Raw genomic sequence first — 16649 nt, 5'->3', positions numbered from 1 at the left:
ATTATAAAATGAAGCGACTAAGATCTTCGTTTTCTACAACATCGCCTAATGCTTCAATCACATAAGCATCATCGATAGTGACAATTTGTCCGTTCATTTCACTTGCGTTAAAGGAAATTTTATCCATTAAACGCTCCATGACAGTATGTAAACGACGTGCACCGATATTTTCCGTTTTTTCATTCACACGGAATGCAGCCTCCGCAATTTTCTTAATCGCTCCTTCAGTAAACGCAATGTTGACACCTTCAGTTGCCATTAACGCTTTATACTGCTCCGTCAATGATGCATTTGGCTCAGTTAAAATTCGTTCAAAATCCACCGCACTTAAGGCTGATAATTCCACTCGAATTGGCAAACGACCTTGTAATTCAGGAATTAAATCTGACGGACGTGCCACTTGGAATGCCCCAGAAGCAATAAACAAAATATGATCGGTTTTCACCATACCATGTTTGGTGCTCACTGTTGTGCCTTCCACTAATGGAAGTAAGTCACGTTGTACACCTTCACGTGATACATCGGCACCGCTGTATTCACCTTTTTTACAGATTTTGTCGATCTCATCAATGAATACAATCCCGTTTTGCTCGACAGCATCAATCGCTTTTTGTTTAAGCTCTTCTGGATTAATCAGTTTCGCTGCTTCATCATCAATCAAGGTTTTTAACGCATCTTTGATTTTCATTTTGCGTTTTTTGGTTTGCCCACTTGAAAGATTTTGGAACATTGACTGCAATTGGTTCGTCATTTCTTCCATACCCGGCGGTGCCATGATCTCGACACCCATTGACACACCTGCGACATCAACTTCGATTTCTTTATCGTCTAACTGACCTTCGCGCAATTTTTTACGGAAGACTTGGCGGGTGCTGCTATTGTTATCAGAGGCTTCAACTTGTCCCCATTGATTTTTTGCTGGCGGTAATAAGGCATCTAAAATACGATCTTCAGCAGCTTCTTCTGCACGGAAACGATTCTTTTCGATTTCAGTTTGACGCACTAACTTCATTGCACTGTCCGTCAAATCACGAACAATTGAGTCCACTTCTTTACCCACATAGCCCACTTCGGTAAATTTTGTCGCTTCTACTTTAATAAAAGGAGCATTGGCGAGTTTTGCTAAGCGGCGTGCAATCTCGGTTTTACCTACACCTGTCGGACCAATCATTAATATATTTTTTGGGGTTACTTCATGACGAAGTGGTTCTTGTAATTGCATTCTTCTCCAACGATTTCTTAATGCAATCGCTACCGCTCTTTTCGCATCTGCTTGACCAATAATGTGTTGGTCTAATTCAGAAACAATTTCTCTAGGGGTCATTTCAGACATTTTTACTCCTATGACCTAATTATTAGGTAATTCTTCAATAGTAAAATTGGTGTTGGTGTAAACACAAATATCACCCGCAATTTTTAACGATTTTTCCACGATTTCACGGGCAGACAGATCAGTATTCTCCACTAATGCACGAGCTGCAGATAACGCAAAATTACCGCCTGAGCCAATCGCCAAAATCTGATCTGCTTCTGGCTGTACCACATCACCAATCCCTGTGATAATTAAACTTTCTTTCTCATCAGCCACAATCAACATCGCTTCAAGTTTGCGTAAAGCACGGTCGGTACGCCAATCTTTCGCTAATTCCACCGCACTTTTTAACAAATGCCCTTGATGCATTTCCAACTTACGCTCAAATAATTCAAATAATGTAAAGGCATCAGCCGTGCCCCCCGCAAAGCCGGCTAACACTTTGCCGTTGTATAAACGGCGAACTTTACGGGCATTGCCTTTCATCACGGTATTGCCTAATGAAACCTGACCATCACCGCCGACCACAACTTGACCATTACGGCGAACACTTACAATCGTTGTCATTTCGTATCCTTTGTTATTGCAAAATCATAAGGCTCTATATGGCGATGAAATGGGAAAGTTCAAGGGAAAAGAGAAAGAAAAGCCGTTTATTTGACTAAACGGCTTAATTTTTAACAACTTGTCTCTTGGCATCTTTTTTCACTTCTCTGAAGCTGTTTTAAGATAATGTCTTTGATCTGCTGTGCTTTAAACTGGGTTTCAAATTTTACCTTCAACTGCCCACTCAAGCTTTGAAACCAATGCTCGGCGTGTTGAATTTTTTGCAGTTCACTGCTACGCAAATCCTCTTGGTCTTCCACTCCCTTACTTTCCACCACTAAATTCAGGGTTTCGCCTTGATCGGTTTTAACGATATAGGCAAAGTCAGGAGAATAGGTTTCACCGCCTGCGACAGGAATTTTAATGGAATTTTTTGGAATTTTAGTGAAAACCGTCACTTCTGGGATGTGTGTGTCTGTGATGTTTTGTCGCTCAAGATCGCTGTCAAAAAACAGACTGTCAAACAGAAAGCTATCTAGTGGTGTCGCATTATCACTTTGCACACCTAAATCTACTGAATTTACTTCTGCCAAGGGTTTGCCTTGTGCATCGGTAAATTTCGTGGGATGAACCCGTCCTCCCACTTTTGTGTATCCCACCTGAAATTCACTAAAGGAGTGATGTAATAAATAACGATTAAACCCCTTGCAAATTGTCGCAATGGTGTATTCATTCATAAACCGCTCAATTGGGATTTCATCACGTAGTTGGTGAAAAGCACTGTGCAAGGTTGTCATTTGAATAAAAGACTTTTGAGCCAATTTTTCCAAAAAATCACGATAATTCATCGTAACAATCGCTTCAACGTTATCATCAACAAGGCTAGACTGCTCTGTCGCCACCAATTGATGATTAATTACCTTAATTTGGCTCACTTTCGTTTTAATCCCTGTTTGGGTAAGACGACTTTTATTTTCTTGTAAATAAGCCAATAACAATTGCAGGCACTGTTCCTCATTAAGTTGATATTGCAAAATCGCTTTTTGATTGATGGTTTCCCATAAGGCTTTGAGTTCGTCATATTTGCCGACACGCATTTTGACTTTGCTGCGATCCTTGCCTGATTGGGTAATTTTGCCATTTTTTAATTTTTCAGCCGTGTTGAAAGCATTTGGATAGCGTTGTTTCGCTTGATTAAAACCATCACCAATGAAATTGTCATCATCATCGGTTAAATCAGACAAGGCATTGCGAATGGATTTTTTCGTTTCGTTCGGATAACAGGCTTGAATTTGCTGGAATAATTCATCATTCAACGCCGTAAACACTTGTTCTTTCACCGCACTTTGATTGATTTCATCGGTCAGTTTTTTCACAAAATCTGTTTCACTGCTATCCACAAAATAATTCAGCATAAAATTGCCGTCTTTTACTCGTGCCATAAATTCATTCACTGGCAAACGCAAACCACGCCCCACTTCTTGCAATTTACTGGTTTCACTGCCGCTGGAACGCAATTTACAAATGCCAAACACATTCGGGTTATCCCAACCTTCTCGCAATGTCCATTTAGAAAAAATAAAACGGCGTGGGTTAGCTAAAGACAAAAGAGTTTCTTTGTCGTGTAAAATCTCGCTAATTTCTTGGGCGATTTTCTCATCATCGGAAGAATTATCTTTCGAAAAATAGCCTCCGTGGGTGGCAGAAATATCTGTTAATACCGTTTTCAAAGAATGATAAAAAGCAGAATCAGGTTCCGCCGTTTGTAATGCTTTTTCTGCTTCTTCTTTCACACAAATTTCAAAACGCCGTTTTAAGCTGCCAGCCAGTTTATCGCCTTCACGATAACCCGCAATATCATCAATAAAAAACAAGGTTAAGGGTTTAATTTTATCAGGGCGATTTAATAGCACTTTTTCATTTTTAAAATGCTCACGCACCGCCTCTCGCAACATTTTATCGAACACAGGATTGGCATACGAATAGGGATTGAAACTGTCGCCTTTTTTCAATTCTAATCCGTTGCTTAACACGGCGGTGGATTTGTTCAATTTATCCAAATACAGATCGTGAATATGAGAATGGACTTTTTCCAAACTCTCGCCCACATTTAACACAAAAGGCGTTTTGCTTCCCGATAGCTCAAATGTAGCGGATTTGCCATCACTTTCCACAAATCGCACCTTGGCTTTTTCATCGCCTTGCACTTCTTGAACAAAGGCTTTCACCCCTTTCACCAAATCTTGATTAAAGGCATCAATGGCTGTGAGACGATAAATCAAATTACGAAATCTATCGTCAAATGTCGCCCCATAACGCAACACAAACTGCGGAGCCAATGCCATTAAACTTTGCCAAGTTTTATTATCATCTTTAAAACGGTGCGGTTCATCAATAATCAAAATCGGTTTTACGGAGGCAATGGCTTCAAAGGGTTTGTGGTATAAATCTTTGAGTAACACACTGCCATCATTGCCCGTATCTTCCCCTTTCATCGTTTTGCTGTTGATCATCCCCATATTGAGCAACAACACGTGGATTTTCTTGGCATTATCAGCTTGCACAAAACGCACAATTTCCGTGGGCATTGACTGATTTTTACTGCCTTTTTTACTTTTTTGGCTCTGCACCACATACAACTCAATTTCTGCATCGCCGTATTCGCCTTCAAAATCCAAACGGAAATGTTTTTTCAACGCCTCACTTTTTAAAAATTGCTCCGTGCCTGCTTTAATGGATAAGGTCGGCACTGCAATCACAAATTTATACACGCCCAATTGTTTGTGCATTTCAAACATCGTTTGGGTGTAGGTGTAAGTTTTGCCTGTGCCCGTTTCCATCGCAATATCCAACACATTGCTCCCATCGGCAAGGGCGGTTTCAATGCCATTTTGATGTTGAAGTTGGCGGATATTTTCTACCCAAGCTGAAACGGAAATAGTGGGATTTTCCCCCCGTTCATTCTTTTTTGGCACACAATAATTAAATGTACTCAACACCGCTTGCACCGCTGCCATTTGATGCGGCAAGCCTTTTTCATAATGAAAACCTGCCATATCAATACCTCACCAATAACGCAATATTGAGTTTTTTGCGGTTTGTGTAGCTATCAAGGGCTTGTTTGAGCTCTTTTTGTTTGGCACTTTCCACATTGGCTCCAAACAACACAATGCGTTCAGGTAAAAATGCCTTGTCCTTATCCAATTTTTCAATCAAGGCTTTAATGGCAAGGCTGTCAAATCCTGCTTGAATAAAATACAGGGTGTGACCACACAAATTGGCAAGATAATCGCCCAATTTCACCGCTTGCACGGAATCGGTTAAAGCATTGCCATCAAACACACGCCAAGTGGTGAGCAAGGTGTGATACTGTTCTTCACTTAAATTGGCATTTAGGCTATCTGGCAATGCCATTTGTGGGCTGAGATTTTCATCCTCTTGAGCAAGACGGAAATTAGGCACCATTTCAAAAATTTTACAGCCTAAATCCCCTTGATAATCGGGAAAATCTTGTTGAATTTTGACCGCACTTTTTTCAATACGGGCTTTGGTGATGTCAAAAATGGTTTGGTAACCTGCTTTATAGGCTTCTTTTTTAGGGGGTTCATCAAGCTGAACTAAAATAAATTTACGATTTCCATCAAATTTATTAGCATTAAATACAGCATGGGCGGTTGTACCTGAACCTGCAAAAAAATCTAAAACAATATCCTTATTATTTGCACTGGTTGATAGTTTTAATAATTTTTCAATTAACATTATACCCTTAGGGTCGTTAAAAATTCCTTTTCCTAATAAATCTGCTAATTCTTCATTGTTTCCGTGTGAATGACCAACATCTTCATAACTCCAAACAGTTCCACAGGTAATACCATCTCGCACTTCACTTAAATAAGTTTTTTTATCAACTCCCCCATTTTTATTAAAATACAAAGCTCCTTCATCATATAATTCTTGTAGTTTTGCTTTTGAGTATCTAGGATAACGCCCTGTCGGGGCAGTCCATTCAATGCCGTTGGGAAAAACAATTGTGTAAATACCGCTATCTGTTCCACTTCTTGCATGAATTGGTGTAGCTTTCCAAGCACCTTTAGGGTCATTATCTCTATTTTTATAATCCTTATTTTGCTTTGCGGTTCTTTCTAATAAATTTAATGAAAAATTAGCCTTATCTTTCGCGTAGCAAAAAATATGTTCATGTTGATATGAGACATCTGTATCATTTGATACTGTATATTTATTGTTCCAAATAAACCCAGCAACAAAATTCTCCTCCCCAAACACTTCATCACACAACAATTTCAACTGTGCTTGTTCATTATCATCAATGGAAATAAAAATCACGCCGTCTTCTTTTAATAATTCACGAGCAATATACAAACGTGGATACATAAACGTTAGCCACGCACTGTGGGAATTGGATTTTTTTGCGGTAAAATCCAATACTCGCTTGGCTTCATCAATCGGCATATTGGCAAGTTTGGCAAGCTGTTCAGGGGTAAATTTACGGTCGTCTTGATACACAAAGCCGTCTGAGCCTGTGTTATAAGGCGGATCGATATAAATCATTTTAACCTTGTTGGCATAGGCATTTTTTAAGTGCTTCAACACCTCTAAATTATCGCCTTTAATCAGCAAGTTTTGGCTGTGTTGGTTTTGCGGTTGACTGTTGTGTGGCTGATCTTCGTTTAATAAGGTGGTCGGGTTGCAATCTCGTAAATAGCGAGCATAGGATTTCCCCAACCAATTGAGCGAATATGCCTCACGGCTCACATCCACGCCTGCGGACGGCATCAACTCCGCCATTTTTTCAGGCAAAAATGCCCCGTTTTTATCAAAGCATTGGGGAAAGAGTTGTTTGAGTAAGGTAATGGATGGGTTTTCTGTTTGTTCAGAAAATAAATGTTGAATTGGGAGCGTCATAGTTGCACTCCCAACACATTTAGAAAATAATTATTGCGTTGCGTTGCGTTGCGTTGCGTTGCGTTGCGTTGCGTTGCGTTGCGTTGCGTTGCGTTGCGTTGCGTTGCGTTGCGTTTATTCATTGTTCAGATTTCCTTTAAAATTTGTCAAGTCATCAATGATATTTAGTCGAAAAATATCCCGCACAAAAACGCAATAAACACCATTGCCCCGAAGTAGTTGTTGTTTAAAAAGGCTTTAAAGCAGGATTCTCGTTCTCGGTCTTTGATGAGTTTGCATTGGTAAACGAAAAATAAGGTGGCGATAAATAGCACAGCAAAATAACTGATGTGCAGTTGTGAAAGGTAGCCAATGGTGCCTAAAAAACACAGGGTGATGATTTGTAATAATGAGATAATTTTATTGTCATATTGGGCAAATAAAATGGCGGTGGATTTGACGCCAATGCGTAAATCATCATCGCGATCGACCATTGCATATTGAGTATCGTAGGCTACTGTCCACGCTAAATTGGCTAAAAATAAGAGCCAACATTCCAGCGGTAATGCTTCGATTGATGCACCATAAGCCATTGGAATGGACCAACCAAATGCCATACCTAAAAATAGTTGAGGTAAATGGGTGTAGCGTTTCATGAACGGATAAATAAAGGCTAAAAAGGCTGCAATAAATGACAATGCAATGGCATAAGTATTGAGAAATAGTACTAAAATAAACGAGCAAAAAATTAGGATTGCAAATAGCCATTTGGCCTCTTTCGGGGCTGCTGCTCCAGTGGCTAAAGGACGTTGAGAAGTACGTTTTACTGAACCATCAATATGGCGATCAGCATAATCATTAATGACGCAACCCGCCGCACGCATAACAATGACACCTAAAACAAAAATGGTTAACACCGCCAAATTAGGAATACCTTTCACAGATAAAAATAATGCCCAAAGTGTAGGCCAAAGTAATAGCAATGTCCCAATCGGCTTATCAAATCGCATTAACTGTGCATAAGCAATCCATTTTTGTTTAGAAATTGGCATAATTCTCATAATTTAGTTAAAAGTGCGGTTATTTTACTTCAAATTTTGCAAAATTTCCTTACAAAATCATAAGAGCGTTTAGTCTACTGAATGTTTATTTTCTTGTATTTTTCTGATAAATCAAATCACTAAATCACAAATCTGTGACTCGTCTCACTGCACTTTCTTATTAAAATCCGTAAACTCAATTAGACATTCGTATGAAAGAGGAGAACTGTATGTTTAAACAACTTCAACAAATTGGTAAAGCTTTTATGTTGCCAATCGCTATTTTGCCTGCAGCGGGTTTGTTGCTAGGTATTGGTGGTGCATTGTCAAATAAAGCGACTGTTCAAGCATATCCAGTTTTGGATACACCTGTATTACAAGGCATTTTCCAAATTATGTCTGCTGCTGGGAGCGTTGTGTTTGCTAATTTAGCTTTATTACTTTGTATTGGTTTAGGGATTGGTTTAGCTAAACGTGATAAAGGTGTCGCTGCACTTGCGGCGGTTGTCGGTTATTTAATTATGACAGGCACTATTAGTGCATTAATTTCCATTTTTTCACCTGAAGTGAAAGGTATTGATACTGGTGTGATTGGTTCATTAGTGATGGGGCTATTAACGGTTAAATTACATAATCGTTATCATAATATTCAACTACCGCAAATTTTAGGTTTTTTTGGAGGCTCTCGTTTTGTACCGATTGTCACCGCATTTGTGGCGATTTTTGTCGGTGCAGTATTCTTCCTAATTTGGCCAACATTCCAAGGTTGGTTAGTTTCCGCGGGTGAAGGCATTGCTTCAATGGGTGCTATTGGCACATTTTTCTATGGTTTCTTGATGCGTTTAAGTGGTGCAGTGGGCTTACATCACATGATTTATCCGCTTTTCTGGTACACAGAACTTGGTGGAACGGAGCTCGTTAATGGTGAAACTATTGTTGGTGCGCAAAAAATCTTTTTTGCACAATTAGCCGATCCAAATCACCAAGGCCTATTTACTGAAGGAACTCGCTTCTTTGCGGGTCGTTTTGACACAATGATGTTTGGCTTACCTGCTGCGTGTTTAGCAATGTATCACTGTGCACCAAAAGTACGCCGTGGCTTGGTAGGCGGTCTATTTTTAGGTGCTGCACTAACTTCATTTATTACCGGCATTACAGAACCAATTGAGTTTATGTTCTTGTTCGTTGCACCTTGGCTTTATGTGTTCCACGCATTTTTAGATGGTGTATCTTTCTATATTGCTGATATTTTGAATGTGTCTATCGGAAACACTTTCTCAGGTGGCTTCATCGATTTCTTATTATTTGGTATTTTGCAAGGTAATGAAAATACTAACTGGATTCGAGTTGTGATTGTTGGGGTGTTTTGGGCTATGTTGTACTATTTTGCCTTCCGATTCTTAATTACCAAATTTAATGTGATGACCCCAGGTAGAGCTGAAGAACAAGAGGAAGTGACTGAGTCAACGAATACTTCGTTAACTGAAAATGCTCATCACATCATTGAAGCATTAGGTAGTGCGAAAAACATCGAGCACGTTGATGCTTGTATTACTCGTTTGAGAGTGAATGTGAAAGATGTGAAAGTGGTTAACAAAGCACGTTTAAAAGCATTGGGTGCAGTAGATGTTCTAGATGTAGGTGGAGGTATTCAAGCTATTTTTGGTGCGAAAGCAGTACTTTATAAAAGTGAAGTGAATCAAATCCTAGGAAAAGAAGATTAAATTATTATTTCTAGAATTATCAAATACCCCATTAAAAATGGGGTATTTTTTATGAAAAATGAGTGACTGGTTAAAAAACTTATAATACAAACTATTATCATTTATAATAACATATTGATTTATATCATATTTATTTTATTTTTATTGCTTTCAGGGAAGTAAGTTTGATCTACCTCATAATGGTTATCTTTTTTTAGTTGTTAAATAGAAAAATATTTTACTTCTATTTATATGACATAACTACTGGGGGAGGCGTTATGGATAAATCAATTGTCAATCCAGTATTGACGAGAAGATCTTTGCTTCAAAAAACCTCTATTGGTGCAGCAGTCGCTGCAGCCAATATTTCTTTACCATTCAAAGCGGTTGCTGTGGAAAAAAGTGCGGTCAATTCTTCAGAAGAAAAAGTGGTGTGGAGTGCCTGTACTGTAAACTGTGGCAGCCGTTGCCCACTGCGTATGCACGTCAAAGATAACAAAATTATCTATGTAGAAACTGACAATACAGGAACAGAAACTTATAACTTTGATCATCAAGTACGTGCTTGTTTGCGTGGTCGTTCAATGCGTCGTCGTGTTTACAATCCAGATCGTTTGAAATACCCAATGAAACGCGTGGGTAAACGTGGTGAAGGTAAATTTAAACGCATTACTTGGGATGAAGCGTTAAACGAAATTGCTGCATCTCTACGCAAAAATATTGAGAAGTACGGTAATGAATCAATCTATCTCAATTACGGTACGGGTACACTTGGTGGCACAATGACAAAATCTTGGCCTCCAGGTTCAACAATGATTGCTCGTTTTATGAATTGCCTAGGTGGTTACTTGAACCATTATGGCGATTATAGTACTGCACAAATTGCTGTGGGATTAGATTATACCTATGGTGGTGGTTGGGCTCTTGGTAATGGGCTTGCTGATATTGAAAACACAAAACTGATAGTGTTATTTGGTAATAACCCTGCGGAAACACGTATGAGTGGTGGTGGTTTAACTTATTGTATTGAACAAGCTCGTCAAAAATCTAATGCCAAAATGATTGTCATTGATCCCCGCTACACAGATACTGCTGCGGGTCGTGAAGATGAATGGATACCAATTCGACCAGGCACGGATGCAGCATTAGTGTCCGCATTGGCATATGTGATGATCACGGAGAGCTTAGTCGATCAGCCATTCTTAGATAAATATTGTATTGGTTATGATGAAAAAACTTTGCCAGCCGATGCACCAAAAAATGGACATTATAAAGCTTATATTTTAGGTCAAGGCGATGACGGTATTGCAAAAACGCCAGAATGGGCAGCGCAAATTACAGGAATTCCAGAAGCCAGAATTATTAAATTAGCGCGTGAAATTGCTGGGGCTAAACCAGCATATATTTCACAAGGTTGGGGACCACAGCGTCGTAGTAATGGGGAGTTGATTTCTCGTGCGATTGCCATGTTACCTATTTTGACAGGTAACGTGGGGATTAGTGGTGGCAACACCGGGGCAAGAGAAAGTACTTATAAAGTCCCGTTTGTGCGTATGCCAACACTGACAAACCCAGTGAAAGCCAGTATTCCGATGTTCTTATGGACGGATGCCATTTTCCGTGCACATGAAATGACAGCATTAACAGACGGGATTAGGGGAGTGGATAAACTTACTGCACCAATCAAAGTGATTTGGAACTATGCAAGTAACTGTTTGATTAACCAACATTCTGATATTAACCGTACACATAAAATTTTACAGAATGAAGATCAATGCGAGTTAATTATCACCATTGATAACCATATGACTTCAACAGCGAAATACAGTGATATTTTATTGCCAGATTGTACAGCATCAGAGCAAATGGATTTTTGTATGGATGCTTTTGTTGCCAATATGAACTATGTGATTTTTGCTGATCAAGTCATTCCGCCAGCGTTTGAATGTCGCAATATTTACGACATGTTGACCGCACTTTCTGAAAAAATGGGTATTAAAGAGCAATTTACTGAAGGGCGCACTCAAGAAGAATGGTTACGCCATATTTATCAGCTATCGCGTGAGAAACTACCTGAATTGCCAACATTTGAAGAGTTTAGACAACAAGGCATCTTCAAGAAAGTGGACCCGAACGGTTTCTATGTCGCGTATAAATCTTTCCGAGAAAATCCAGAGAACAATCCATTACCTACGCCTTCCGGCAAAATTGAGATTTATTCCTCCCGTTTGGCTGAAATTGCGAAAACGTGGAAATTGGAAAAAGATGAAGTGATTGATCCACTCCCAATTCACGCTGATAGCTTTGAGCATTATGGTGATAAATTAATGGAGAAATATCCGTTACAAATGACAGGATTCCATTACAAAGCTCGTACCCATTCTACTTATGGCAATGTGGATGTTATCAAAGCAGCGAATCCACAGGAGGTTTGGATTAATCCAATTGATGCACATACTCGTGGCATTCAAAATGGCGATATGATTCGCATATTCAATGATCGTGGCGAAGTACAAATTCACGCCAAAGTGACTCCGCGTATTATTCCTGGTGTGGTTGCTTTAAGTGAGGGGGCTTGGTATGCACCAGATAGCAAGGGGGTTGATCATTCAGGTTGTGTCAATGTATTAACTACACAACGCCCTTCACCTTTAGCGAAAGGTAATCCACAACATTCTAATTTAGTTCAAGTTGAAAGAGTCTAAGGAGTGAGTTATGGAACAATATGGTTTTTATTTTGATTCAGAACGCTGTACAGGCTGTAAAACTTGCGAATTAGCCTGTAAGGATTATAAAGATCTCGGCACTGATGTGAATTACCGCCGTATTTATGAATACTGTGGTGGGGATTGGCAGCAAGATACAAAAGGTTGTTGGAATCAAAATGTCTTTAGTTATTATATGTCGATTTCTTGTAACCACTGCGATAATCCAGCGTGTGTAACGGTCTGTCCAACAGGGGCAATGCATAAAAATGCAGATGGCTTTGTGATTGTGAACGAAGATATTTGTATCGGTTGCCGTTATTGCCATATGGCGTGTCCTTATGATGCACCACAATATGATGTAGTAAAAGGTCATATGACAAAATGTGATGGTTGCTATTCTCGAGTAAAAGAAGGACAAAAACCAATCTGTGTAGATGCTTGCCCATTGCGCGCATTAGATTTTGCACCAATTGTTGAATTAAGAGAAAAATACGGAGAACAAGCTTCCATTGCACCATTACCACCAGCAGATTTAACTGCACCGAATTTAGTGGTAAAAACCAATAAACACTCACGCCCGAGTGGCGATACTAGCGGTTTCTTAGCAAACCCAAGAGAGGTGTAAGATGAACGGATTACACGAATTACCTTTAGTGATTTTTACGGTATTAGCGCAATCTGTTGTAGGCGCATTTTTACTGTTCTCAATGGTGTTATTTACTACACAAGATAAGTTTTATCGGGCTTATGTACACAAAGCGATGTTTATTTTATTGGCGATGTTAGGCGTGGGCTTTATTGCTTCTCTGGCACATTTAGGTTCGCCATTCCGTGCATTTAATTCATTAAATCGCGTAGGTGAATCAATGCTGAGTAATGAAATTGCCAGTGGAGCATTATTCTTCGCAATCGTGGGCTTATATTGGCTATTGTCTGTGTTCGATAAATTACCCAAAGTTTTTGGCAGTTTATTATTAGTGCTTGCTTCAGCAGTTGGCTTATTGTTTATGTATATGATGAATATGGTTTACCATATTTCAACTGTACCAACGTGGGACTCTCACTTCACTACTTGGGGGTTCTACCTCACTGTGATTTTATCGGGCTTTACACTTGGTTATGCATTGTTGCATACGGAACGCCCAGGTGGCAACTCAGTTTCTTGGGTGCCAACGGTGGTATCAATCGCTGCATTAGTTGCGGCCGTTGTGTCAATGTGTCAAGGTTTTGCATTAGGCGATATAGTGACTTCTGTGCAAAAAGCGACCGCACTTGTACCTGATTTTGCAACGTTAACTGCACTACGTTTTACTTTAATTGGTTTAGCGGTTGTATGCCTATTCTATGCGGTACATAAACCAAGCTCAATCGTGACAAAGATTTTTGCTGTGTTATGTATTTTGGTGGGAGAGATGATTGGCCGTACCCTATTTTATGGCTTACATATGACTGCAGGCATGGCAATTGGAGCATAAAAATACACCCTAATGTTAGGGGTAAACTCCGGTTTGCCCCTTTTTATCGCTAAATGCTGTAAGGAATTGCTAGTTATAATGAACCTCAAAAGAGATAATTCACAAAATCAACGAGATGAGCGCTATTATGAAGCTTATTTAAACTATCATAAGGTGTCTCGTCGTGGATTATTGCGTGGATTATTAGGTGGTACAGAACGTGCGATTAAACAAGAAAAACGCCTAAAAAACCGACCGCCCTTTGCTGCTAAAGAAAGTCTGTTTATGGATATTTGTAATGGCTGTGGTGATTGTAGCAACGCTTGCCCTTATGGTCTAATCCGATTAGACAATGGCAAGCCAGTATTAGAAATTGATTTTTCTGCTTGTGATTTTTGTGCCAAATGCGCACAAGTTTGCCCAACTCACGCTTTACATATTGCATTTCCAGCAGACACAGAACTACGTCCTGTTTTTGGCTCAAACTGTTTATCTAAAAAAGGACAGTCTTGTACCGAATGTCAGCAAAAATGCCCTCAAAATGCAATTTCTATCCAACAAAATAATCTTTCAATTAGTCAATATTGTAACGGCTGTGGTGAATGTAAAATTAGCTGTTTTGTGAATGCCATTATGCTAGAGCCTGCTTATGAACGCTAAGTGCTTTCTCATTTAAAGCTTGAAATAGAATATATTTTTATCAAGCTATGGAGGTTCGTATATTCCCTTGTTAAAATGCCCAATCTTGGTTATTTTTTAATGTGATATTGTATGAAATCTGCTGTTGAATTTTTTAATCTTTTTCTTGTATCTACTCATTTTTATATCTTGGCAAAAATGGCTATGGCGATGTTGCTAGGTGGTATTATTGGTTTTGAGCGTGAGTTGAAACGTAAGCCCGTTGGGGTAAAAACTTGCGTGATTATTGCAGTGACGACTTGTGTATTGACCATTGTCTCCATTCAAGCAGCTGAGCATTATGCGCAAGTGTCTGAAAATATTCGTACTGATCCAATGCGTTTGGCTGCACAAGTCATCAGTGGGATTGGTTTCTTAGGTGCGGGCGTGATTTTACGTAAAAGTAATGATGCTATTTCAGGTTTAACTACTGCAGCGATTATTTGGGCAGCCGCAGGGATTGGTATTGCAAGCGGTGCAGGCTTCTTCTTTGATGCGATTATTGCGACAATGATGATTTTGGTTGCTGTGCGTTTAAGCCCAATTGTGCAGAGTCTAGTTCGCCGTAAAAATAATATCCGTAAAACGAAAATTACAATTCAACTCAATACGCCTAATGCTATTGGCAAAATCACGGATATTCTGATTAGTAATAACTACCGTGTCGATAGTTTAAACGTGAAAGATCTACCGAATACTGACGATGTACGCTTAAACGTTCGTTGTCTAATCACCGATAAAATGATGTTACAAAATTTGTATTTATTACTAAAAAATGAACCTGAAGTGGTGAGTGTGGATTTAGAAGGGTAGCTTTTCCTACTCAAATAGAAAATTGACGTTTTTTGACCGCACTTAATTGCCCATCTCATTCATCAAAAAAGTAGAGCGGTATTTTGGGGTTATTTTTACAAAAGGGTTATTTATGAAAGCACTTTTACAACAACTTGAACAACGAATTTTAGATAATGTAAAACAAGAAGTCGTTCCAGCGCTTGGTTGTACCGAACCTATTTCCCTCGCTCTTGCTTCTGCAGTCGCACGCACTTATTTAGGAAAAGCACCAGAGCGGATTGAGGCGAAAGTATCTGCAAATTTAATGAAAAATGGAATGGGGGTGACTGTACCGGGTACGGGGACAGTTGGCCTACCAATGGCTGCTGCGATTGGGGCGCTTGGCGGTGATGCGGAAGGTGGTTTGGAAGTATTGAGAAAGATTACAGCCGAACAAGTGGCACAGGCTAAACAAATGTTAGTCAATAATGCAGTGAATGTTGGCATTGCACAATGTGATCAGTTGTTATACTCCGAAGCGAATCTTTATGCGGAAGGCGATTGGGTGCGTGTGTGTATTGAAGAACATCACACTAATATTGTGCATATAGAGAAAAATGGCGAAGTGATTTTTCATAAAAATAGCCAAAGTGCGGTCGAAAATACGCAAGATTTTTTCAACTATCTTAACAGTGAAGATATTTTCAATTTTGCAATGGAAGTGGATCTTGAAAAGATTGAATTTATTTCACAAGCTGCTGAACTGAACACTGCACTATCTGAAGAAGGTTTACGTAATGACTACGGCTTACATATTGGGCGTACATTACAGAAGCAAATTAGTCGTGGCTTAATTAGTGATGACTTGCTAAGTCGTATCACAATTGCGACAACGGCTGCTTCAGATGCACGTATGGGGGGGGCAAATTTACCTGCAATGAGTAATTCTGGCTCGGGTAATCAAGGTATTACTGCAACAATGCCGACTGTGGTGGTGGCTCGTCATATTAATGCAAGCCACGAACAATTAGTGCGTGCTTTATTCTTATCACACTTAATGGCGATTTATATTCACAGTAAATTACCAAAACTGTCCGCGCTTTGTGCGGTAAGTACTGCTGCGATGGGGAGTTGTGCGGGTGTCGCATGGTTGCTCACGGGTAAATTTAGCACTATTAGTATGGCTTTAAGTAGTATGATTGGCGATATCAGTGGTTTAATTTGTGATGGTGCAGCGAATAGCTGTGCAATGAAAGTTTCCACCAGTGTGAATTCAAGCTATAAGTCGATTCTAATGGCAATGGATGATTCTTATGTAACAGGTAATGAAGGGATAGTGGAACATAATATTGATCGTTCTATTAAGAATTTATGTGATTTAGCTTCACGCAGTATGCAATATACGGATCGTCAAGTGATCGAAATTATGGTGGCAAAACCAAAAGGCTAAAAGTGCGGTCATTTTTACGCAATTTTTAGTAAAATACGCATAAAAAATCAGCACATTAATAAAATTAATGTGCTGATTCATT

At 39.4% G+C, this 16649-nt stretch carries 13 protein-coding genes; 7 read left to right on the top strand and 6 right to left on the bottom strand.

Features of this window, described 5'->3' with window-relative positions; genetic code table 11:
* Position 1: 1 nt before the first annotated feature.
* The 6 genes from hslU to ubiA all read right to left on the bottom strand — a co-directional run bounded on the left by hslU (position 2) and on the right by ubiA (position 7812).
* Positions 2 to 1333, bottom strand: a complete 1332-nt coding sequence (gene hslU / locus CKV78_RS08050) for an HslU--HslV peptidase ATPase subunit (RefSeq protein WP_005763722.1) — start codon at positions 1331 to 1333, stop codon at positions 2 to 4.
* A 15-nt stretch (positions 1334 to 1348) separates the two neighbouring features.
* Entirely contained in the window at positions 1349 to 1879 is a 531-nt protein-coding gene (hslV, locus tag CKV78_RS08045; RefSeq protein WP_005763719.1) for an ATP-dependent protease subunit HslV, read from the bottom strand.
* A 110-nt stretch (positions 1880 to 1989) separates the two neighbouring features.
* The gene (locus CKV78_RS08040; RefSeq protein ID WP_005763717.1) at positions 1990 to 4914 is read right to left on the bottom strand and encodes a type III restriction-modification system endonuclease; all 2925 of its coding nucleotides are present in this window, start codon (positions 4912 to 4914) and stop codon (positions 1990 to 1992) included.
* Position 4915: 1 nt separating this feature from the next.
* A complete protein-coding gene (locus CKV78_RS08035; RefSeq protein ID WP_005763714.1) occupies positions 4916 to 6781 on the bottom strand; it encodes a site-specific DNA-methyltransferase in 1866 nt (621 codons plus the stop codon).
* Positions 6778 to 6903 carry a hypothetical protein gene (locus CKV78_RS10680; protein ID WP_005763712.1) on the bottom strand — a complete coding sequence of 42 codons (126 nt, stop codon included), beginning with the start codon at positions 6901 to 6903 and terminating at the stop codon, positions 6778 to 6780. The genes CKV78_RS08035 and CKV78_RS10680 overlap by 4 nt, the downstream gene beginning before the upstream one ends.
* 42 nt (positions 6904 to 6945) lie before the next feature.
* Positions 6946 to 7812, bottom strand: coding sequence for a 4-hydroxybenzoate octaprenyltransferase (gene ubiA / locus CKV78_RS08030; RefSeq protein ID WP_032855421.1), 867 nt, complete (start codon positions 7810 to 7812; stop codon positions 6946 to 6948).
* A gap of 218 nt (positions 7813 to 8030) precedes the next feature.
* Here ubiA and CKV78_RS08025 point away from each other — a divergent pair, with 218 nt between their 5' ends.
* The 7 genes from CKV78_RS08025 to CKV78_RS07995 all read left to right on the top strand — a co-directional run bounded on the left by CKV78_RS08025 (position 8031) and on the right by CKV78_RS07995 (position 16567).
* Positions 8031 to 9524, top strand: coding sequence for a PTS transporter subunit EIIC (locus CKV78_RS08025; protein WP_032855418.1), 1494 nt, complete (start codon positions 8031 to 8033; stop codon positions 9522 to 9524).
* Between the two features lie 257 nt (positions 9525 to 9781).
* A complete protein-coding gene (locus CKV78_RS08020; protein WP_005763706.1) occupies positions 9782 to 12208 on the top strand; it encodes a DMSO/selenate family reductase complex A subunit in 2427 nt (808 codons plus the stop codon).
* A gap of 10 nt (positions 12209 to 12218) precedes the next feature.
* Positions 12219 to 12836 carry a DMSO/selenate family reductase complex B subunit gene (locus CKV78_RS08015; RefSeq protein ID WP_005763704.1) on the top strand — a complete coding sequence of 206 codons (618 nt, stop codon included), beginning with the start codon at positions 12219 to 12221 and terminating at the stop codon, positions 12834 to 12836.
* Between the two features lies 1 nt (position 12837).
* A complete protein-coding gene (locus tag CKV78_RS08010) occupies positions 12838 to 13686 on the top strand; it encodes a dimethyl sulfoxide reductase anchor subunit family protein (protein ID WP_005763702.1) in 849 nt (282 codons plus the stop codon).
* 78 nt (positions 13687 to 13764) lie between these two features.
* Positions 13765 to 14325, top strand: a complete 561-nt coding sequence (gene napF / locus CKV78_RS08005; RefSeq protein WP_032855416.1) for a ferredoxin-type protein NapF — start codon at positions 13765 to 13767, stop codon at positions 14323 to 14325.
* Positions 14326 to 14436: 111 nt separating this feature from the next.
* Positions 14437 to 15156 carry an MgtC/SapB family protein gene (locus CKV78_RS08000; RefSeq protein ID WP_005763697.1) on the top strand — a complete coding sequence of 240 codons (720 nt, stop codon included), beginning with the start codon at positions 14437 to 14439 and terminating at the stop codon, positions 15154 to 15156.
* Positions 15157 to 15268: 112 nt separating this feature from the next.
* Positions 15269 to 16567, top strand: coding sequence for an L-cysteine desulfidase family protein (locus CKV78_RS07995; protein ID WP_005763695.1), 1299 nt, complete (start codon positions 15269 to 15271; stop codon positions 16565 to 16567).
* The last annotated feature ends 82 nt before the right edge of the window (positions 16568 to 16649 follow it).

The sequence above is a fragment of the Pasteurella dagmatis genome (genome assembly GCF_900186835.1).
GTDB classification, from domain to species: domain Bacteria; phylum Pseudomonadota; class Gammaproteobacteria; order Enterobacterales; family Pasteurellaceae; genus Pasteurella; species Pasteurella dagmatis.
Note: the sequence above shows the minus strand (reverse complement) of the source record. Positions and strands in the feature narration are given on the sequence as shown.

Coding starts and splice junctions, on each gene's coding strand:
- hslU (WP_005763722.1), bottom strand. CDS start 1,333: ATGTCTGAAATGACCCCTAGAGAAATTGTTTCTGAATTAGACCAACAC.
- napF (WP_032855416.1), top strand. CDS start 13,765: ATGAACCTCAAAAGAGATAATTCACAAAATCAACGAGATGAGCGCTAT.
- CKV78_RS08035 (WP_005763714.1), bottom strand. CDS start 6,781: ATGACGCTCCCAATTCAACATTTATTTTCTGAACAAACAGAAAACCCA.
- CKV78_RS08040 (WP_005763717.1), bottom strand. CDS start 4,914: ATGGCAGGTTTTCATTATGAAAAAGGCTTGCCGCATCAAATGGCAGCG.
- CKV78_RS08020 (WP_005763706.1), top strand. CDS start 9,782: ATGGATAAATCAATTGTCAATCCAGTATTGACGAGAAGATCTTTGCTT.
- ubiA (WP_032855421.1), bottom strand. CDS start 7,812: ATGCCAATTTCTAAACAAAAATGGATTGCTTATGCACAGTTAATGCGA.
- CKV78_RS08000 (WP_005763697.1), top strand. CDS start 14,437: ATGAAATCTGCTGTTGAATTTTTTAATCTTTTTCTTGTATCTACTCAT.
- CKV78_RS08010 (WP_005763702.1), top strand. CDS start 12,838: ATGAACGGATTACACGAATTACCTTTAGTGATTTTTACGGTATTAGCG.
- CKV78_RS08015 (WP_005763704.1), top strand. CDS start 12,219: ATGGAACAATATGGTTTTTATTTTGATTCAGAACGCTGTACAGGCTGT.
- CKV78_RS07995 (WP_005763695.1), top strand. CDS start 15,269: ATGAAAGCACTTTTACAACAACTTGAACAACGAATTTTAGATAATGTA.
- CKV78_RS10680 (WP_005763712.1), bottom strand. CDS start 6,903: ATGAATAAACGCAACGCAACGCAACGCAACGCAACGCAACGCAACGCA.
- CKV78_RS08025 (WP_032855418.1), top strand. CDS start 8,031: ATGTTTAAACAACTTCAACAAATTGGTAAAGCTTTTATGTTGCCAATC.
- hslV (WP_005763719.1), bottom strand. CDS start 1,879: ATGACAACGATTGTAAGTGTTCGCCGTAATGGTCAAGTTGTGGTCGGC.